Raw genomic sequence first — 19493 nt, forward strand, 5'->3', positions numbered from 1 at the left:
GCGCCCGCTTCCGCTCAATGGCGGAAGTCGGGGTACAGCGGGAACGCGGCGGTCAGGGCCGAAACCCGCAGGCGCAGCTCCTCGAGGTCGGCGCCCGGCTGGAGGGCGAGGGCGATGACGTCGGCGACCTCGGTGAACTCGGCGTCGCCGAACCCGCGCGTGGCGAGCGCCGGCGTGCCGATGCGCAGACCGGACGTGACCATCGGGGGGCGGGGGTCGTTGGGAACCGCATTGCGGTTGACGGTGATGCGGATCTCGTGGAGGCGGTCCTCGGCCTGCTTGCCGTCGAGCTCGGCGTTGCGCAGGTCGACCAGCACGAGGTGCACGTCGGTGCCGCCGGAGCGCACCGTGATGCCGGCATCCTTCACGTCCTGCTGCGACAGGCGCTCGGCGATGATGCGGGCGCCGCGCAGGACGCGCTCCTGCCGCTCCTTGAACTCGGGCGTGGCCGCGAGCTTGAACGCGGTGGCCTTGGCCGCGATCACGTGCATGAGCGGGCCGCCCTGCTGGCCAGGGAAGACCGCGGTGTTGATCTTCTTGGCGATCTCGGCGTCGTTGGTGAGGATGAAACCCGAGCGCGGGCCGCCGATGGTCTTGTGCACCGTCGAGGACACCACGTGCGCGTGGGGCACGGGGTTCGGGTGCACACCCGCCGCGACGAGGCCCGCGAAGTGCGCCATGTCGACCCACAGCGTGGCGCCGACCTCGTCGGCGATCGCGCGGAAGCGGGCGAAGTCCAGCTGACGGGGGTAGGCCGACCAGCCGGCGATGATCACCTTCGGCCGGTGCTCGCGCGCGAGCCGCGCGACCTCGTCCATGTCGATGGTCGAGGTCTCGGGGTCGACGCCGTACGCGACGATGTTGTACAGCCGGCCCGAGAAGTTGATCTTCATGCCGTGCGTGAGGTGGCCGCCCTGGTCGAGCGACAGACCGAGCAGCGTGTCGCCGGGGCGCGCTATCGCGTGGAGCACCGCGGCGTTCGCGGTGGCGCCCGAATGGGGCTGCACGTTGGCGAACTCGGCGCCGAAGAGCTTCTTCGCGCGGTGGATCGCAAGCTCCTCCGCGACGTCGACCTCCTCGCAGCCGCCGTAGTAGCGGCGGCCGGGATAGCCCTCGGCGTACTTGTTCGTCAGCACCGAGCCCTGCGACTGCAGGACCGACACGGGGACGAAGTTCTCGGACGCGATCATCTCGAGGAATCCGCGCTGCCGGTCCAGCTCGCGGTCGAGCACCTGGGCGATCTCGGGATCGACCTCGGCGAGCGGGGCGTTGAAGAACTGATCGGTCATGCGATCTCCTGACTCACGGCTTCCAGATAGGGGTGTCCCACATCGGCCCAGGCGTGCGGTCGAATGCCGTAGTCGGTCGCTCCCCGGTGGTGGCCCACCTCAACGCCAGTCGCGACATCCCGAGCATAACCGAAGACGAACCGCTAGGCTGATGCCCGACCGATTTGTTAGGACTCTTTACATGCATGCCGCGTCGCTTCCCGCCGTCGTCCCTGCACCGTCGTCGATCGAGGCGGGCAGCGGTGCGCCCTTCCGGCTCTCCGAGACCACCTCGCTGGCGGGGGACGCGGATGCCACGGCCGCCCTCGCCGCCATCGTCCTGGCGCGGACCGGGCTGAGCCTGGGTGCCGCCGAGGGCGCCGCCGACGTCGAGCTGCGCGTGACGCCGGGCGGCGCGCCGGAGTCCTACCGGATCGACGTGGCGGAGGCATCCGTCGTCGTCACCGGAGCCGACGCGGCCGGACTGTTCTACGGCGTGCAGACCCTCGGGCAGCTGATCGCACGCGGGGCGGGCTGGAGCCTGCCCGCCGTGAGCATCGACGACGCACCGCGGTTCGCCTACCGCGGGCTGATGCTCGACGTCGCCCGGCACTTCCACCCCGTCGAGGCGGTGAAGGGCTGCATCGACCGCGCCGCCTCGCTGAAGATGAACGCGCTCCACCTCCATCTGACCGACGACCAGGCGTGGCGCATCCAGCTCGACTCGCGTCCCGAGCTCGTGGAGCGTGCGAGCGCCGGCTCGGTCGGCGGCGACCCGGGCGGGTTCTACACGAAGGACGACTACCGCGACATCGTCCGGTACGCCGCGTCGCGGCACATGATCGTCGTGCCCGAGATCGACATGCCCGGTCACACCCACGCGGTCGGGCTCGCCTACCCCGAGCTGGCGGAGGAGCCGGTGGTCGGCGACCACATCCTCGAGACGCTCGCCGAGTACGGCGGCGACGCGCCCGTCGCCGGCGTGCCGTACGACGGCATGGCGGTGGGGTTCTCCTCGCTGAAGATCCACGAGGAGGCGACCTACGACTTCGTGGCCGACGTCTTCGGCGAGCTGACGGCCATGACGCCCGGGCCCTATCTCCACTTCGGGGGCGACGAATCGCTGTCGACCAGCGCCGCGGACTTCGACGAGTTCGTCACCCGCGTCAGCGCGATCATCGCCGACCTCGGCAAGACGCCGGTCGCGTGGCACGAGGCGGGCGCCGCGAAGGACATCGCGGACACGACGATCGGCCAGTACTGGGGCTTCGTGAGGCCGCAGGGCGATTCCGGCGAGAAGGCGAGGGCGTTCGTCGACAACGGCGGCGGGCTCATCCTCTCCCCCGCCGACGCGATCTACCTCGACATGAAGTACCCGTCCGGTCCCGCGCTCGGGCTGACGTGGGCCGACGGACCGACGAGCGTCGAGCGCGCGTACTCGTGGGAGCCGTCCGACGTCGTGCCCGGCGTCGACGAGGCCGCCATCCTCGGGATCGAGGCCGCGCTGTGGACCGAGACGGTCCGCACCGCCGCCGACATCGACACCATGGCCTTCCCCCGCATCGCCGCGGCGGCCGAGGCCGGGTGGTCGCCGGCGACCGGCGACAGCGAGCTCCGCACGTGGGCGTCTTTCCGCGAGCGCGTCGGCGCGCTGGGTCCGCTGTGGACCGCGATGGGCATCGGCTTCCACCCCTCCGACGAGATCCCGTGGGCCGCCGAGGAAGGACGCACCGCATGAGCACGCTCGTCCACACCGTCCGCCTGCTCGGGTCGGCAGGCGTCGACTCCGGCCGCGGCGACGGCTGGGTCCTGTTCGAGGACGGCCGGGTCTCGGGCGCCGGGGCGGGCGGCGACCTCCCTGCTGCCCAGGACGTCGTGGACGGCAGGGGCGGATGCCTCGTCCCCGGCTTCATCGACATCCACGGGCATGGCGGGGGCGGTGCCGGCTTCGACGACGGCCCGGAGGCGATCCGCGCAGCGCGCGCAGTGCACCGGGCCCACGGCACGACACGCGCCGTGCTGTCGCTGATCACCGCGCCGATCGACGAGCTGGCCGCGCGGGTCGCGATGGTCGCCGACCTGACCGAATCCGACCCGACGATCATGGGCTCCCACCTGGAGGGACCGTTCCTCGACCCCGGTCACAAGGGCGCGCACGCAGAGGCGCTGCTGCGCGCCCCGGACGCGGCATCCGTCGACCGCCTGCTCGAGGCCGGACGAGGATCGATCCGGCAGGTCACCCTCGCTCCCGAGCTCCCGGGCGCCTTCGAGGCCATCAGCCGCTTCGTCGACGCGGGCGTGGCCGTCGCGGTCGGGCACACCGACGCGGACGCCGCCGTCGCCCGTCGCGCGTTCGACGCCGGCGCGACCATCCTCACGCACGCCTTCAACGCGATGAACGGCATCCACCACCGCGCACCGGGACCGGTCGTCGCGGCGTTGCGCGACGACCGCGTGACCGTCGAGATCATCGCCGACGGGGTGCACGTCGACCTCGCCCTGATCGCGACGCTCTTCGCCGCCGACGGCGACCGCATGGCGCTGGTCACCGACGCGATGGCGGCGGCGGGCGCGGCGGACGGGCGCTACGTGCTCGGCGGGCTCGCCGTACGGGTGGACGGAGGAGTGGCGCGCCTGGAGGACGGCGGCGCGATCGCCGGGTCGACGCTCACGCAGGATGCCGCAGTGCGCAACGTCGTCGCGGCCGGAGTCGCTCTCGACGACGCGGTGCGCGCCGCGACGCAGACCCCCGCGCAGGCGATCGGCCGACCCGACCTGGGACGGCTGGACGAAGGCTCCCTCGCCGACGCGGTGCTGCTGGACGACGACCTCGCCGTGCGCCGGGTGTGGGTCGCGGGCAGCTCCGACTGACGCAGGCACGATGAAGGCGGGGCCGAAGGTCCCTCCCCCGAGATACCTTCGAGCCCCGCCATATCCGCGGGATGATCCTGCGGGGGGCCGCCGCCGTCGTGCCCCACACAAGGGCGGCCTGCCACTCTGACCAGAGAGACCGCGGGTCCCGGCATCTATTACGCGACTTCGCGAAGATTTTCTTCGGGCTCGCGGAGCACGGCGAGGAGCGCGCATCGCGCCGCTGCGCCGGCGGGCTGCGCAGACCACTGGTCAAATCGAGGCAGGGCCGCGACAATGGACCCAGTCGCGACGCGAGACGCGCCGCGCACCGGGGCGTGCGCGATCGTGGCGCTGTGGAGTCTGGGGATTCATGGAACACGACGAGGTACGCGAACACGACGCGGTCGATGCCGACGTCGTCGCCGACTCCGACCTCGTGACCCGCACCCGCTCGGGCGACTCCGGCGCCTTCGGTGAGCTGTGGCGCCGCCACTACCGGGCGGGCGTCACGGTGGCGCGCAACATGACGTCGAGCCTGGACGCGGACGACCTGGTGCAGGAGGCGTACACCCGCATCTACCACTCCATCGTGTCCGGCGGCGGCCCCACCGGATCCTTCCGCGCGTACCTGTTCACGAGCATCCGCAACACCGCAGCGGCGTGGGGACGCGCGCGCCGCGAGACGGCGTACGACGAGCTCGACGGCGTCGAGGACCCGGCGGCCGGCGAGCACGAGAGCGAGGCCGCGCTCGACCGCGGCCTCACGCACCAGGCGTTCCGCAGCCTGCCCACGCGCTGGCAGGAGGTGCTCTGGTACTCCGAGATCGAGCAGATGAAGCCGGCCGAGATCGCGCCCCTCCTCGGCATGAAGCCGACGGCGGTGGCGCAGCTGACGTTCCGCGCGCGTGAGGGGCTGCGCGAGGCGTGGATCCAGGCGCACCTGCGCTCGGTCGCCGACGGGTCCGAGTGCCAGTGGACGATCGAGCGCCTGGGCGCCTACGCCCGGCGCAACCTCGGACGCCGCGACCACGCCAAGGTCGAGCGCCACCTGTCCAGCTGCGTGCGGTGCTCGATCGTCGCGAGCGAGGCCAAGGAGGTCTCGAGCCGCCTCGCCCTGGTGCTGCTTCCGCTCGCGATCGGGGCCACCGGCACCGCGGGCTACCTGGCGACGGTCCAGGGCGGCGGCACGACACTGGTCGCGATGGCCGAGATGCCGTCCGCCGTCGTGGAAGGCGCCGCCGCGGTCCTCCCCCGCGCGGCCGACCTCGCGATCGGCGCCGGGACCTCCACAGGCGCCGGCAGCGGCGCCGCCGCGACCACCGGCGGGACGCTCGCCGGTTCGACGAGTGCGATCGCGAGCACCGGCACCGGGGTCGGGGCGAGCGCCGTCGCGGTCACCTCGAGCGCCGGCGCCGTGGGCAGCGCGGTCGCGGCGGGGACGACGACGGGCATCGTCGCCGGCGCCGTCGGCGGGTCGACCCTGGCCGGGATCGGCGCCGCCTCGGGCCTGGCGGCTGCGGGCCTCGTGGTGGTCAGCAGTGTGGTGGCGGCGGTGGCGCTGCCGGCCGCAGCACCCGACCCTGCGCCGACACCGGCCGTGACGGCGTCCGAGCCCGGCCTCCTCGACGCGCTGCCCGGCATCGTCGATGAGGACGAACCCGCGCTGCAGCTCTCGGACGAGCCGGGCCCGGATCCCGCGGACATCTCCGTGATCGCCGAGCACGGACCGTCGGACGACGTGGTGCGGGGCAGGCGCGACACCGGCGGTCAGGGCGCGGACGGCGAGCGCCCCAGCCGGGGCGACGCCACCGACGACGAGGCCGACGGCAGCGCCGCCGAAGACGGCGACGAGGCCGGCGATGAGGCGGGCGACGCCCCCGACGGCCCGACGAAGAACGGCAACGGCAACGCGTACGGCACCGGCAACGGCAATGCGTACGGCACCGGCAACGGCAATGCGTACGGAAGCGGACGCGGCGACGAGGCGACCACGCCCGGCACGCCGGTTCAGACCCCCGGCCGCGGCAACGGCGGCGCCGCGGTCAGCGAGGAGCCGGCCGGCGACGACGATGCGGCCGGCGTGGACGAGAAGAAGCCGAGCGGCGCGCCGAACAGCAGCACGCGGCCCGGCAAGACCGAGACAGCAGCGCCGGAGACGCCGGAGGCCGCAGCCCCGACGCGACCGACCGCCGCCGGCTCCCCGGCCGAGGAGAAGCGGGCGGCGTCGCCGGCCGCGGATGCACGCGGCCAGGACGCGACCGGCGCCGAGCAGGCGGCAGACGCCCGCCCAGGCCAGGCCCCCGGGAATCGACCGGCGGAGACCAGCCCGACGGCGACGAGGGGCTCGACACCGCACTCGCCGGCTGCTGCGGAGCCCGAGGAGCGCGCAACCCCGGCGGCGCCCGCCGCCGAGCCCGGCACGCCCGCCACGCCGGAGCGCCCGACTCCGACCGCCACCGGGCGCGAAACCCCCGCCCGCGAGACCCCGGCGGCGCCTGCCGCCGAGGCGGCCCAGGCGGCTGCCGACGCCACGGACAGCCGGGGGCCTGCGGCACGCGCCGACGCCGCCGCGGACGCGCGCGGGGCGGCGCCCGCCGGAGACTGACCCGGCCGGCGGGTGCGGCATCCCGCCGTAGACTGGAGGCCATGTCCGACACGACCGGCGCCACGCCTGCGCCCACGAGCAAGGCTGCGCCGCAGGCGTCCGAACCGGCACCGGGCACCCGCCCGCCGCTCTCGGCGATCGACATCGTGGCGTTCCTGTGCGAGCTCTTCGCCTTCGCCACCCTGGCGCTGTGGGGCTTCACGATGTGGCCGTTCCCGTGGAACATCGTGGCGGGCATCGCGGCTCCGGTCGTCGCCATCCTCGCCTGGGCGCTCTTCGTCTCACCGCGCGCCGTGCTCGCCGTGCATCCGTTCGTGCGCGCCGTCGTCGAGCTCCTGGTGTACGCGTCGGCGACGATCGCGTGGTGGAGCATGGGCAACGCCTGGATCGGCCTCGCCTACGGCGTCATCGCCGTCACCGCCGGCGTGATCGTCGGCCGCCGGCGCCTCTCGTGACCACGGGCGCGGACGCGCTCACCCTCCTGCGCGCCGAGCTCGGCGACCGGGTCGACACCTCACCCGCGTCGCTGGCCGCCGCGCGCGCCGACAAGTCGGGGCATGCGGCATCCGGGCACCCGATCGCCGTCGTGCACGCCCGCAGCGTCGAGGACGTCCAGCGCACCCTCCGCATCGCGAGCGAGACAGGCACGCCGGTCGTCACCCGCGGCGCGGGCACCGGCCTCGCGGGCGGCGCCAACGCGGGCGCCGGCGAGATCGCCCTCTCGATGCGCGCCATGGACGGCATCCTCGAGGTGCGTCCGGACGACCTCCTCGCCGTCGTGGAGCCCGGCATCCTCAACGCCGACCTCAACGCCGCGCTCGCCCCGCACGGCCTCTGGTGGGCGCCCGACCCCGCGAGCCGGGCGATCTCGACCGTGGGCGGCAACATCGCGACCGGCGCCGGCGGACTGCTGTGCGCCAAGTACGGCGTGGTACGCGACGCGGTGCTGGGCGTCGACATCGTCCTGGCCGACGGACGGCTGCTCACGCTCGGCCACCGCACCGTCAAGGGGGTGACCGGCCTCGACCTCACGTCGCTGGTCATCGGGTCCGAGGGCACGCTCGGGGTGATCGTGGGCGCGACCCTGAAGCTGCGCCGGCTCATGCCCGGCGAGGTGTGCACGATCGCCGCGACCTTCCCCGACGTGCGGACGGCCGCCGAGGCATCCGCCGCCGTCACGGCGTCCGGGACGCAGCCGGCGATCATGGAGCTCATGGATGCCGCGTCCCTCGCCGCGGTGCACGCCCTGCTGTCGCTGGGCCCACCCACCCCGGGCGCCGCCCAGCTGACCATCCAGACCGACGGTCCCGCGGCCATCGCGGAGGCCGAGGCGATCGCCGCGGTGCTGCGCGGCGCCGGCGGCACGGTCGCGGTCTCGCACGATCGCGAGGAGGGCGAGCGGCTGCTGACGGTCCGCCGATCGATGCACCCCGCGATGGAGACGCTCGGCACCGCGCTCATCGAGGACGTCTCGGTGCCGCGCAGCGCGCTCCCGGCGATGTTCGACGAGATCGCCCGCGTCGAGCGCGAGCACGGCGTCGTCATCCCCACGGTCGCCCACGCCGGCGACGGCAATCTGCACCCCAACTTCATCTTCGAGGGCGTGCCCGACGAGTTCGGCGTCGTCGAGGCTCCCGAGTACATCTGGCGCGCGGCCGACGACCTGTTCCGCGCCGCGCTGCGGCTGGGCGGCACGCTCACCGGCGAGCACGGCGTCGGCGTGCTCAAGCGCCGGTGGCTCGCCGACGAGCTGGGCGAGGACCAGTGGGAGCTGCAGCGGCAGATCACCCGCCTGTTCGATCCGCAGGGCATCCTGAACCCGGGCAAGGTGTTCGCGCCGTGACCGCCACGGTGCACGTCAGCGCCGCCGTCGTGGTCGACGACGCCGGCCGGGCGCTCGTCGTCCGCAAGCACGGCGCGACGGTGTTCCAGCAGCCCGGCGGCAAGCCCGACCCCGGCGAGACCGCCCTCGACGCGGTCGTGCGCGAGGTGGCCGAGGAGACCGGCATCGTGGCCGACCGCGCCGCGTTCGAGCCGCTCGGACGGTTCACGGATGCCGCCGCCAACGAGCCGGGTCACCTCGTCGTGGCCGACGCCTACGTCCTCAGGGTTGCGGCGGGCTCGGGCACGGCGATCCCGGCGGCCGAGATCGCCGAGCTGCGGTGGATCGGCGAGCACGAGGTCGAGGCGACGCCCCTCGCACCGCTCTCAAGGAACCAGCTCATCCGCTACGCCTGGCGCTGAGCCGCGGCATCCGTCACGCGTCCGAAGCCGGGATCAGATGCCCTGCCAGTCGGGCTTGTTGTCGAACGCGTAGCGGTAGTAGTCGGCGCGACGCAGCTGCGATGCGGCCGCCTCGTCGACGACCACCGTCGCGCGGGCGTGCAGCTGGATGGCCGACCCGGGCAGCGACGCGCTCAGCGGCCCCTCGACCGCGCCGGCGACAGCCGCCGCCTTCCCCTCGCCGAAGGCCAGCAGCACCAGGTGACGCGCCCGCAGGATCGTGCCCAGCCCCTGCGTGATGCAGTGCATCGGCACGTCGTCGATCGAGTCGAAGAACCGCGCGTTGTCGCGCCGGGTCTGCTCGGTGAGCGTCTTCACGCGCGTCTGGGAGGCGAACGACGAGCCGGGCTCGTTGAAGCCGATGTGGCCGTCGGTGCCGATGCCGAGGATCTGCAGGTCGATGCCGCCGGCGTCCAGGATCGCCGCCTCGTACTCGTCGCCGTGGAACTCGATGCCCTCCGGCGTGCCGTCGGGCGTGCGGATCAGCTCGGGGTCGAGGCCCAGCGGCTCCACGACCTCCCGCGTGATGACCGAGCGGTAGCTCTCGGGGTGGGCCGGGTCGATCCCGACGTACTCGTCCAGCGCGAAGCCGCGCACGCGTGACACGTCCAGACCCTCCAGCCGCGGCTTCAGGGCCTCGTACACCGGAAGCGGGGTCGACCCGGTCGCAAGACCCAGGACCGTCTCGGGATTCTCTCGCACGAGCGCCGCGATGTGATCGGCGACGAGCGCCCCCGCGGCCTCCTTGTCGCGGACGATGACGATCTCAGCCATGGACCAGAGCCTCCTCGGTGTCGTGTGTGGCATCGCCCTCCGCACCCACGAGCGCGGCGCCCAGCGCCGCCGCGGGCGAACCCGGCGGCAGCAGCTCGACGCGCTCGGCGAGGTGCAGGGAGCGCATGAACGGGGATGCCTCGGCGCTGGCCGACAGCTCGGCTGCGACATCCGTCATCAGCCGATCGCCCAGCGCTGTCACACCCCCTCCGAGGACCACGATATCGACGTCGGCGGTGAGCACCAGTACCCGCACGGCGGCCGCCACGCCGAGGGCGAGACCCGCGCGCAGCCGCTGCGCCGACGGATCGCCCGCGTCGGCGGCGTCGAACACGTCGCGCACGGGGAGGGCCGAGCGCCGCCCCCATCGCTCGGCGATGGCCCCGCCGCCCGCGAAGGCCTCGATGCACCCCCGCTGCCCGCAGCGGCAGACCGGCCCGTTCGGGTCGATGGAGATGTGACCCACCTCGCCGGCGGCACCGCGCGCCCCTCGCCACAGCGTTCCCTCCGACACGATGCCGGCCGCGACGCCGGTGCCGAGGTTCAGATACGCCATCGACCGCGGCGGCGGTCCCGAGACCGCATGCAGCGCGTGGGCGCCGAGAGCGGCCGCCTTGACGTCGTTCTCCACCCGCACGGGCACGCCGAGCCGGGGCGAGACCGCCGCGGCGAGGTCCAGCTCGTCGACGCCGAGGTTGACCGCATGCACGACGCGTCCGGTCCCCGGCTCGACCTGGCCGGGGATGCCGACCCCCACCGACCGCACCGCGCCGAGGTCGACACCGGTCTCGGCGCCGAGGGCCCGCACGGCGTCCACCACCGTGTCGACGACGGCATCCGGTCCCCATCCCGTGGCCACCCGCAGACGACCGATGACGGCACCGGCATCGTCCACCGCGACGACGTCGGTCTTGGTTCCGCCGACGTCCAGCCCGATCCTCATCCGCCGGCCTCCCCGCGGGACGCCGGCCCAGAACCCCCGCGCATCAGCCCTTGACCGCCCCGGAGACCAGACCGCTGGTCATGCGGTGCTGGACGATGAGGAAGAAGACGATGACAGGCACCGCCATGATCGTGGAGGCGGCCATGACGACCGCCCAGTCGGTCGCCTTCGTCGCCTGCACGAAGGCCCGCAGCCAGATGGGCAGCGTGAGCGACTCCGGGCGCGTCATGATGACGAGGGCGAAGACGAACTCGTTCCAGGCCTGGATGAAGGCGAACACCCCGGTCGCGATCAGTCCCGGCGCGAGCAGCGGGAACGTGATGCGCCAGAAGGCGCCCGAGCGACTGCATCCGTCGATCATCGCAGCCTCTTCGAGGTCGGCGGGCACGCCGTTGACGAAGCCGCGCAGCGTCCAGATCGTGAACGGCAGCACGAACGCGATGTAGACGAAGCTCAGGCCGATGATCGTGTTGAGCAGGTACCAGCCGTCCAGCACGCGGAACACCGAGACGATCATGGCCTCCGCGGGGATCATCTGGATCACGAGGATCGCGACGATGAAGGACGTCCGCGTGCGGAAACGGTAGCGCGACACCGCGACGGCCCCGAGGAAGGCGAAGGCGAGCGCCACCACGAGCGTGATGCCGGTCACCGCCATCGAGTTGAAGAGCGCGTTCACCAGGCTGTCGTCGCCGAGCGCCTCCTGATAGTTGCTCAGGGTGAACTCGTCGGGCCACCAGTGCGGCGTGGTCGAGCGCACCGCGGATGCCGGCAGCAGGGACGTGTTCACCATCCAGTAGACGGGGAAGAGCGAGGCGACGATGACGACGAGGGCGGCGGCGTTCAGCGACACCCGTGCCACGGCGCGGCGGGGGCGGCCTGTCATGACTCCTCCTTCAGCATGGTGCGGATCCAGTAGCCCGAGATGACCAGCAGGAGGATGACGAGGATCACCGAGATCGCTCCCCCCGCGCCGAGGTCGCCGGAGGCCATCGAGACGCTGTAGATGTAGACGCCGATGGTGTTGGTCTCGGCGCGGACGCCGCCGATCGACTGCAGCGCGTAGATCTGGGCGAACACGCGGAGGTCCCAGATGATCTGGAGGACCAGCAGCACCAGCAGCACGGACCGCAGGTAGGGCATGACGATGAGGCGGAACCGGGCGAAGCCGCCGGCGCCGTCGAGGGAGGCCGCCTCCAGCACCTCGTCCGGGACCTGCATGAGCGCGGCGTAGGTGCTGAACGCGACGAACGGGATCGCTCCCCACGTGATGATGATCGCCGCGACGGCGTAGAAGCTCGTGGGGTCGATCAGCCAGCTGTGGCCGATCCAGTTCTCACCCGTGAGCTGGGTCAGCAGCCAGTTCACGAGTCCGTACTGGGTGTCGAAGATCCAGCCCCACACGATGGTGGCGGTCAGCGCCGGCATCGCCCAGGCCAGGAGCAGCGAGATCGACACCGCGGTGCGCATCACCGCGCCGAGCCTGGTCATCATCACCGCGATCGCGACGCCGAGGAGCATGGTGGCCACGACGCTCACGACGCAGAGGGCGACGCTGCGTCCGAGCACGGCCCAGAACTCGGGGTCGGTCAGCACGGAGACGTAGTTGTCGATGCCGATGAACTCCGGTGCGGCGCCGAAGATCTGCGCACGCCCGAACTCCTGGAACGACATGATCACGAGCTGCACCAGGGGCCAGCCGATGAAGACGACGAGCATGATGAGCGCGGGTGTGAGCAGCGCGAGCGGCGCCCACGGGAAGCCGCGCCGTCGCGGCTGTTCGGGTTCGGGCCGTGACGCCGACGGCGAGGCCGGCGGTGCGGATGCCTCCGCGGGAATGGTCGTCATGGCGAACCTCCTCTCAAGATCGTGCGAGCCCTGGGGGCGGGCATGGAACGGGGTGCCCCGCGGCACGAGGCACCCCGCTCCCGAAGATCAGCCGTTCAGGATCTCTTCGATCTGCTCATCGGCCGCGGTGGCGAGCTCTTCGATGTCGCCGCCGTTCGCGATGTTGACGAACAGATCCTGCATGATGCCCTGCGCCTCGACGTCGGCCCAGTTGGGCGATGCCGGCGTGAGCTTCGCGTCGGCAGCCGCCTCGGCGATGACGGTCGCGAGCTCGGGGGTGGCCGCGGCCACCTTGTCGCCGAGCGAGACGAGGGCGGGGACCAGACCGTTCTCGGCGAGGATCGTCTGGTACTCCTCGCTCAGCATGATCTGCAGCGCGCTCTTGGCCAGGTCCGGGTTCTGCGACTTGGCCGCGATGCCGATGTTGGATCCGCCCGCGAAGACCTGCGCAGCGCCGCCGTCCATGCCAGGGAGGGCGAAGTAGCCCGTGAGGTCTGCGACCGGGGTGGGCTGCTTGTCCTCATCGGCGACGATCGACCAGTACGCCCAGCTCGGCGCGGAGTAGGTGGCCGACTGCTCGGTGCGGAAGGGGACCCAGCCCTCGGCCTCGTCGCCGTCCTTCGGCGCGAGGGAGGCCTCGGTCATCAGCTGCTGCACCTGCGCGAGACCGGCGAGGGACTCGTCGCTGGTCAGCTGCGCATCCCACTCGTCGCCGTCCTGGACGGCGATCTCTCCGCCGTTCTCCCAGATGAAGGGCAGCGCGTTGTACCAGTCCTTGCCCGGGAAGTACACGCCCGACACCCCCGGCAGCGCCCCGGCCAGGGTCACGCCGTTCGACACGTACTCGTCGAGGGTCGTGGGTACCGCGACGCCCGCCTGCTCGTACATCGCCGTGTTGTAGAACACGACCCGGGCGCCGGAGTAGTACGGGGCCGCGAACAGCGTGTCGTCCCAGCTGCCCGCCTCGACGAAGCCGGGGAGCAGGTCGTCGCCGCCGAGGTCGCCCTCGATGTCGTCGAGGCTCAGCAGCGCGCCGCTGGAGGTGAAGGCCGGAGCCTGCGTGTTGCCCATCTCGACGATGTCCGGGCTGTCGTTGGACGACAGGCTGGTGGTCAGCTTGTCGACGAGGCCCGTCCACTGCTGCTCCTCGATGACCAGCGTCGACCCCGGGTTCTCCTCCTCGAAGGTCTCCTTCAGGTAGTCCCGCGCGTCCTGCGGCGTGTCGGTGCCGACGAGCCACACGCGGATCTCGGCGCCCTCCTCCGACGAGGAGCCGCCCTCGTCGCTGCTGCCGGCGCAGCCGGCGAGCACCAGTGCCGAGGCGCCGATGAGCGCCACAGCTCCGAGCGTCTTCTTCATGGTGTCTTCCTTCGTGTTCTGTTCGGTGTTCTCTTGGTTCGGGTGGGCCGGGTGGCCCATCCGGGGGGAATCGGGGTTTCCGGGACGAACCCGGACAGACAGCGCCGTCAGGACACCCCGAGTTGACCTGACAGGACCATGACGGCCGCGCCGCGCAGGACGATGTCCTGGCCTTGCTCCGTCATCCGCACCCGCACGCCCTCGTCGTCGGACGACGCGAGCGTGCGCGCACGGAGGGTCTCGACGGTCTGGTCCGCGAGGGACCCGCCGAGGAGTTCAGGGGGGCCGGAGAGGACGATCTCCGACACGTCGAGGGTGCCGACGACCGGTGCGAGCGCGATCCCGAGTCGCTCCCCCGCGTCGCGGAGGACGCCCTCGCGGGCATCGGGATCGGATGCCGCGGCCAGCCGCGACGACAGCGAGGGCACCGACAGCCAGGCCTCGAGGCATCCGACCCGACCGCACGCGCAGCGGGGACCGCCGTCGGTCCCGACCGTCACATGGCCGATCTCGCCCGCAGCGAAGCGGCTGCCGCGCATGGGCTGAGCTGCCAGCAGCAGCCCAGAGCCCACGCCTCGGCCGACCTTGACGAGCAGCACGTCGTCGGGTGCGCCGCCGAAGGTGTACTCGGCCAGCACCGCGGCGTTCGCGTCGTTGGCGACCAGCACGGGGAGCCCGAGCGCGCCGCGCAGCGCGCCCTCGAGGTCGAAGCCCGCCCAGCCGAAGTTCGGGGCCGTGAGGATCACACCGCGGTCGTCCACGACGCCGGGCGTGCCGACGCCGATGCCGAGCACCGGCGCGTGCGAGTCGGCCACGAGCGCGCGGGCGAGGTCGACGACCGTCGTCACGACGTCCTCGTCGGCGGGCAGCGGGACCTCGCGCCGCGCGACGATGCTGCCGTCGAGGGTCAGCACCGCGCCGATGAAGGTGTCGCTGCCGGACAGATCCAGGCCGACGATGCGGTGGCCGTCGTGGTCGAGGTCGACGAGGATGGCGGGCTTGCCCGGGCCTGACGCCTCGCGCACGCCCCGCTCCGAGACGAAGCCGTCGGCGATGAGCTCGGCGACGAGGTCGGAGATCGTGACGCGCGTGAGCCCGGTCTCCCTTGACAGGTCGGCGCGGCTCATGGCGCCCTGGTGGAACAGGGTCTGCAGCACCAGCGACCGGTTGTGGCCGCGAGCGTGCTCCGGCAGCACCTTGCGCCCCTGGCGCAGCGTGCGTCCGGGGGTGAACGCGCCGGACCCGGACACCGGTGAGGCGTCCGCGACAGAGGCGCTGCGCTGCGTTTCCGTGTTCGGCATGTTTGTTAGTAGAGCTTACGAACTAACTTTCCGCAACCCTCAGAGCCTATTTGCGCGGAGGCTTTACAAAACCGTGACCTCCCGCGCAGGCGGTCCGAAACGCGTCCACGCACGTTTCGCAGCGTGACCGGCGATTCATGCGTGATCAGGCCGTAACCTCATGGGTGGCCTCCGTCACCTACCATGGGGGAAGCGTTTATCACAGTCGGGGGTGTTGGCGTGACAGATCTGGCGACCCAGTCGCAGGCCGGTGAGGCGTCTTCAGAAGACGATGACCGGGCCCAGCAGGCCGTCGAAAGCGACGAGACCGCGGTCGAGACGGAGCCGGCCGACGAGTCGGAGGGGGCCGTCGACGCCGAGGAGGCCGTCGAGGCGAAGCCGGCCGACGAGCCCGAGCCGGCCGACGAGCCCGAGCCGGAGGCCGCCGCGACAGCCGCGCTCGCCACGCCGGCGGCCACGACTCCGGTGCCGCCGCTCCCCTCGATCTCTGCCGACGCCGCCGTCTACGCGTGGGCGCCCGCCGAGCCCAAGGCCAAGAAGAGGCGCACCGGGCTCTGGATCACCGCGGCCGCCGGCGTCGCCGTCGTCGGACTGGTGGTGTCATCGCTCGTGCTGATCGCCCCCGGCACCACGGTCGCCGGGGTTCCGGTCGGATGGCTGACGCCCGGCGCCGCCGCCGACGCGATCGACGGCAGCCTCGCCGAGACCACGGTCGTCATCGCCGGCGAGGACGGTGACGTCGAACTGACGGGCGCCGAGCTCGGAGCGACCGTCGACGCGCAGGCTCTCGCCGACGCCGCGTTCGCGCAGCACCCGATGTGGAACGTGACGTCGTGGTTCCAGAGCACCGACGCAGAGGTCGCGCTCGACGCCGCCACCGCGACCGCAGCACTCAGCGAGGCGGTCCCCCAGCTGTACACCGATCCGGTCGACGCGACGCTGGCCTTCGATCCGACGTCGGCCTCGTATGTGGTGACGCCGGCTGTTCCGGGCACCGGGATCGACCTCGCCACCGTGCAGGCCGCCCTGCAGGACGCCCTGATGACCGGCGCCCGGAGCGCCGACGTCGAGCCCGTGGCGGTCGAGATCCCGGCCGGCATCTCGACCGAGACGGCGGACGCCGCGGTGGCACAGCTGAACGGGATGCTCGACACGGCCGGCTTCTACGTCGGCGAGGAGCGCACGGTGCCGATCGATCGCGCCACCCTGGCGGGGTGGTTGAACGTGGCGCCCGACACCGAGAGCGGCGGCTTCGAGATCACCGCCGACGCCGCCGCGATCCAGACCGCGGTCGACGGCCTTGCGGCGGCCATCAACCGGCCGGTCGAGAACGGCGCGGTCATCACCAACTCGGCGGGCACCGTGCTCCGCGAGGAGGCTGCGGGAGTGTCCGGGCGGCAGCTCGGCGACACCTCGAACGTGGCCTCCGACTTCGCCGAGCAGCTCGCCACCGGAAACGCGGTGTTCGCGGCGCCCGTGACCGAGACTGCACCTGAGATGAGGACTCTGGCTCGCACGGTCGAGGTGAACCTGTCCAGCCAGACGGCGTATCTCTTCGAGAACGGCAACGTCGTCGGCACGTACGCGATCTCGTCAGGGCGGGCCGCCACCCCGACCCCGACGGGACACTTCACCGTGAACGCGTACACCCGCATCCAGGACCTGGGGGCGCTCTGCTACAACCCGGAGGCACAGAACAGCTACTGCACGGAGGACGTGCCCTGGATCACGTGGTTCGCGCCGGACATCGCCTTCCACGGCACGTATTGGCACAACAACTTCGGTACGCCGATGAGCCACGGCTGCGTGAACATGACCGAGTCGGCCGCCAAGTTCGTCTACGACTGGACCGCCCGAGGCACCGAGGTGTGGGTTCACCACTGACCTGCTCGGCGACGACCTGAGAACGAGGAAGGGCGGATGCCGCAGCATCCGCCCTTCCTGCTCTCGGGGTTTCAGAGCGCGTCGATCACGGCGTTGAAGGTCGCCGACGGACGCATGATTCCCGCCACGAGCTCGGCGTCGGGACGGTAGTAGCCGCCGATCTCGGCCGGCGAGCCCTGGACGGCGTTCAGCTCCTCGACGATCTTCTGCTCGTCGGCCGCGAGCGCCTCGGCCACCGGCGCGAAGACCGCTGCCAGCTCGGGATCCGCCTGCTGCGCGGCGAGCTCCTGCGCCCAGTACAGCGCGAGGTAGAAGTGGCTTCCGCGGTTGTCGATCGTCCCGAGCGCACGGCCGGGCGACTTGTCGTTCTCGAGGAACGTTCCGGTCGCGGCATCCAGCGTGTCGGCCAGGACCTGCGCCTTGACGTTGCCGGTGAAGTCCGCGAGGTGCTCCAGCGACGCGGCGAGCGCGAAGAATTCGCCGAGCGAATCCCAGCGCAGGTAGTTCTCCGAGACGAGCTGCTGCACGTGCTTCGGAGCCGAACCGCCGGCGCCGGTCTCGAAGAGCCCACCGCCCGAGAGCAGCGGCACGATCGAGAGCATCTTGGCGCTGGTGCCGACCTCGAGGATCGGGAACAGGTCGGTGTTGTAGTCGCGCAGCACGTTGCCGGTGACCGAGATGGTGTCCTCACCCTTGCGAAGCCGGTCGAGCGAGTACTGCGTCGCCGCCGCCGGAGCGAGGATCTCGATCGTGAGGCCCTCGGTGTCGTGGTCGGCCAGGTACGTCTTCACCTTGCCGATCAGTTCGGCGTCGTGGGCGCGGGTCTCATCGAGCCAGAACACCGCGGGAGTGGCGCTCGCGCGAGCTCGCGTGACGGCGAGCTTGACCCAGTCGCGGATCGCGACGTCCTTGGTCTGGGTCGCCCGCCAGATGTCGCCCCGCTGCACGGCGTGCTCGAGGAGCACGTCGCCGGAACCGCCGACGACCTGGACGACGCCGGGAGCCGCGATCTCGAAGGTCTTGTCGTGGCTGCCGTACTCCTCGGCCGCTTGCGCCATGAGACCGACGTTCGGCACCGAGCCGATCGTGGCGGGGTCGAGCGGGCCGTGGGCATTCACGTCGTCGATCACGGTCTGGAACACGCCGGCGTACGACGAGTCGGGGATCACGGCGAGCGTGTCGTCCTCGCCGCCGTCGACGCCCCAGAGCTTGCCACCGTTGCGGATGAGCGCCGGCATCGAGGCGTCCACGATCACGTCGGAGGGAACGTGCAGGTTCGTCAGGCCCTTGTCCGAGTTGGTGTACGACAGGCGAGGACCGCGCTCGAGGTCGGCCGCGATGGCCGCCGCGATCTCGTCACCGCCCTCGACCGACGGAAGGCCGGCGAGGATCGCGCCGAGGCCGTCGTTCGGGGTCAGGCCCGCCTCGGCGATCTTGTCGCCGTAGGTGGCGAACACGTCGGCGAAGTAGGCCTTGACGACATGGCCGAAGATGATCGGGTCGCTGACCTTCATCATGGTCGCCTTGAGGTGCACCGAGTAGAGCACGTCGTCGGCTGCGGCATCCTTGAGCGTCTGCGCCAGGAAGGCGTCGAGCTCGGACGCCGAGAGGAAGGTCGCGTCGATGATCTCGCCCGGCAGCACCTTCAGGCCGGTCTTGAGCTCGGTGACCGTGCCGTCGGCGGCCACGTGCTGGATGGTCAGCACGTCGTCGGCGGGGGAGACGAAGGACTTCTCGTTCGAGCGGAAGTCGTCGTGGCCCATCGTGGCGACGCGGGTCTTCGAGCCCTCGGCGAACGCCTTGTTGCGGTGCGGGTGCTTGCGCGCGTAGCTCTTCACCGAGAGCGGTGCGCGCCGGTCGCTGTTGCCCTCGCGCAGCACCGGGTTGACCGCGGAGCCCTTGATGCGGTCGTAGCGGGCGCGGACGTCCTTCTGCTCGAGCGTCTCGGCCTCGTCCGGGTAGTCGGGGATGTCGTAGCCCTGCGACTGCAGCTCGGCGATGGCGGCCTTGAGCTGCGGGATCGACGCCGAGATGTTCGGCAGCTTGATGATGTTCGCCTCGGGGAGGGTGGCGAGGCCGCCGAGCTCGGCGAGCGCGTCGCCCACCTGCTGTTCGGGGGTGAGGTTCTGGGGGAATGCCGCGAGGATGCGGCCGGCCAGTGAGATGTCGCGCGTCTCGACGTCCACACCCGCCTGGCGGGTGACGGCCTGCACGATCGGCAGGAACGATGCGGTCGCGAGAGCCGGGGCCTCGTCGGTGTAGGTGTAGATGATGGTGGAGTCGGTCACCTGTCACGTCCTTCTTGCGGGTCGGCTGTCAGCCTATCGCAACAGGCCCGGAGATATCTCGACGTCAAGATATCTCCGCGTATGAAC

At 71.8% G+C, this 19493-nt stretch carries 15 protein-coding genes and 1 riboswitch; of the genes, 7 read left to right on the forward strand and 8 right to left on the reverse strand.

Annotation, left to right across the window (positions count from 1 at the left end; genetic code table 11):
• Positions 1 to 14 precede the first annotated feature (14 nt).
• A complete protein-coding gene (gene glyA / locus ACZBH1_RS01965; protein ID WP_378882288.1) occupies positions 15 to 1289 on the reverse strand; it encodes a serine hydroxymethyltransferase in 1275 nt (424 codons plus the stop codon).
• 38 nt (positions 1290 to 1327) lie between these two features.
• Positions 1328 to 1412: riboswitch (ZMP/ZTP riboswitch) on the reverse strand.
• Between the two features lie 58 nt (positions 1413 to 1470).
• Here glyA and ACZBH1_RS01970 point away from each other — a divergent pair.
• The 6 genes from ACZBH1_RS01970 (at position 1471) to ACZBH1_RS01995 (ending at position 8970) form a co-directional block, all read left to right on the forward strand.
• Positions 1471 to 3006, forward strand: coding sequence for a beta-N-acetylhexosaminidase (locus tag ACZBH1_RS01970; RefSeq protein ID WP_463645321.1), 1536 nt, complete (start codon positions 1471 to 1473; stop codon positions 3004 to 3006).
• Positions 3003 to 4139 (forward strand): N-acetylglucosamine-6-phosphate deacetylase, encoded by a 1137-nt coding sequence (gene nagA / locus ACZBH1_RS01975; protein ID WP_336398342.1) that lies wholly within the window; start codon positions 3003 to 3005, stop codon positions 4137 to 4139. Before ACZBH1_RS01970 ends, nagA begins: the two co-directional genes overlap by 4 nt.
• A gap of 352 nt (positions 4140 to 4491) precedes the next feature.
• Entirely contained in the window at positions 4492 to 6726 is a 2235-nt protein-coding gene (locus tag ACZBH1_RS01980; protein ID WP_463645322.1) for a sigma-70 family RNA polymerase sigma factor, read from the forward strand.
• A gap of 41 nt (positions 6727 to 6767) precedes the next feature.
• A complete protein-coding gene (locus ACZBH1_RS01985; RefSeq protein WP_336398330.1) occupies positions 6768 to 7181 on the forward strand; it encodes a YrdB family protein in 414 nt (137 codons plus the stop codon).
• Positions 7178 to 8569, forward strand: a complete 1392-nt coding sequence (locus ACZBH1_RS01990; protein ID WP_463645323.1) for an FAD-binding oxidoreductase — start codon at positions 7178 to 7180, stop codon at positions 8567 to 8569. The genes ACZBH1_RS01985 and ACZBH1_RS01990 overlap by 4 nt, the downstream gene beginning before the upstream one ends.
• Positions 8566 to 8970 (forward strand): NUDIX hydrolase, encoded by a 405-nt coding sequence (locus ACZBH1_RS01995; protein WP_378882277.1) that lies wholly within the window; start codon positions 8566 to 8568, stop codon positions 8968 to 8970. Before ACZBH1_RS01990 ends, ACZBH1_RS01995 begins: the two co-directional genes overlap by 4 nt.
• 33 nt (positions 8971 to 9003) lie before the next feature.
• Here the strand turns inward: ACZBH1_RS01995 and ACZBH1_RS02000 are convergent, their stop codons facing one another.
• The 6 genes from ACZBH1_RS02000 to ACZBH1_RS02025 form a co-directional block, all read right to left on the reverse strand.
• Positions 9004 to 9783: a glucosamine-6-phosphate deaminase gene (locus ACZBH1_RS02000; RefSeq protein ID WP_336398327.1), complete on the reverse strand. Its 780-nt coding sequence runs from the start codon at positions 9781 to 9783 to the stop codon at positions 9004 to 9006.
• On the reverse strand, positions 9776 to 10726 hold the full coding sequence (locus ACZBH1_RS02005) for an ROK family protein (RefSeq protein WP_463645324.1): 951 nt from the start codon (positions 10724 to 10726) through the stop codon (positions 9776 to 9778). Before ACZBH1_RS02005 ends, ACZBH1_RS02000 begins: the two co-directional genes overlap by 8 nt.
• Positions 10727 to 10769: 43 nt before the next feature.
• A complete protein-coding gene (locus tag ACZBH1_RS02010) occupies positions 10770 to 11612 on the reverse strand; it encodes a carbohydrate ABC transporter permease (protein WP_336398325.1) in 843 nt (280 codons plus the stop codon).
• Positions 11609 to 12574, reverse strand: coding sequence for a carbohydrate ABC transporter permease (locus ACZBH1_RS02015; RefSeq protein WP_336398324.1), 966 nt, complete (start codon positions 12572 to 12574; stop codon positions 11609 to 11611). The genes ACZBH1_RS02010 and ACZBH1_RS02015 overlap by 4 nt, the downstream gene beginning before the upstream one ends.
• Positions 12575 to 12661: 87 nt before the next feature.
• The gene (locus ACZBH1_RS02020) at positions 12662 to 13933 is read right to left on the reverse strand and encodes an extracellular solute-binding protein (RefSeq protein WP_463645325.1); all 1272 of its coding nucleotides are present in this window, start codon (positions 13931 to 13933) and stop codon (positions 12662 to 12664) included.
• Positions 13934 to 14040: 107 nt separating this feature from the next.
• Positions 14041 to 15234: an ROK family transcriptional regulator gene (locus tag ACZBH1_RS02025; protein WP_463645326.1), complete on the reverse strand. Its 1194-nt coding sequence runs from the start codon at positions 15232 to 15234 to the stop codon at positions 14041 to 14043.
• Positions 15235 to 15453: 219 nt separating this feature from the next.
• On the opposite strand from ACZBH1_RS02025, the gene ACZBH1_RS02030 reads away from it, so the two are divergent.
• A complete protein-coding gene (locus tag ACZBH1_RS02030; RefSeq protein WP_463645327.1) occupies positions 15454 to 17118 on the forward strand; it encodes a L,D-transpeptidase in 1665 nt (554 codons plus the stop codon).
• Positions 17119 to 17189: 71 nt separating this feature from the next.
• Here the strand turns inward: ACZBH1_RS02030 and ACZBH1_RS02035 are convergent, their stop codons facing one another.
• On the reverse strand, positions 17190 to 19406 hold the full coding sequence (locus tag ACZBH1_RS02035; protein ID WP_463645328.1) for an NADP-dependent isocitrate dehydrogenase: 2217 nt from the start codon (positions 19404 to 19406) through the stop codon (positions 17190 to 17192).
• Positions 19407 to 19493 lie beyond the last annotated feature (87 nt).

The sequence above is a fragment of the Microbacterium sp. ZXT2-5 genome, assembly GCF_055329545.1.

Excerpts from the sequence above, each read along its gene's own strand:
- glyA (WP_378882288.1), bottom strand. The coding sequence starts at position 1,289 with ATGACCGATCAGTTCTTCAACGCCCCGCTCGCCGAGGTCGATCCCGAG.
- ACZBH1_RS01970 (WP_463645321.1), top strand. The coding sequence starts at position 1,471 with ATGCATGCCGCGTCGCTTCCCGCCGTCGTCCCTGCACCGTCGTCGATC.
- nagA (WP_336398342.1), top strand. The coding sequence starts at position 3,003 with ATGAGCACGCTCGTCCACACCGTCCGCCTGCTCGGGTCGGCAGGCGTC.
- ACZBH1_RS01980 (WP_463645322.1), top strand. The coding sequence starts at position 4,492 with ATGGAACACGACGAGGTACGCGAACACGACGCGGTCGATGCCGACGTC.
- ACZBH1_RS01985 (WP_336398330.1), top strand. The coding sequence starts at position 6,768 with ATGTCCGACACGACCGGCGCCACGCCTGCGCCCACGAGCAAGGCTGCG.
- ACZBH1_RS02000 (WP_336398327.1), bottom strand. The coding sequence starts at position 9,783 with ATGGCTGAGATCGTCATCGTCCGCGACAAGGAGGCCGCGGGGGCGCTC.
- ACZBH1_RS02005 (WP_463645324.1), bottom strand. The coding sequence starts at position 10,726 with ATGAGGATCGGGCTGGACGTCGGCGGAACCAAGACCGACGTCGTCGCG.
- ACZBH1_RS02010 (WP_336398325.1), bottom strand. The coding sequence starts at position 11,612 with ATGACAGGCCGCCCCCGCCGCGCCGTGGCACGGGTGTCGCTGAACGCC.
- ACZBH1_RS02015 (WP_336398324.1), bottom strand. The coding sequence starts at position 12,574 with ATGACGACCATTCCCGCGGAGGCATCCGCACCGCCGGCCTCGCCGTCG.
- ACZBH1_RS02020 (WP_463645325.1), bottom strand. The coding sequence starts at position 13,933 with ATGAAGAAGACGCTCGGAGCTGTGGCGCTCATCGGCGCCTCGGCACTG.
- ACZBH1_RS02025 (WP_463645326.1), bottom strand. The coding sequence starts at position 15,234 with ATGCCGAACACGGAAACGCAGCGCAGCGCCTCTGTCGCGGACGCCTCA.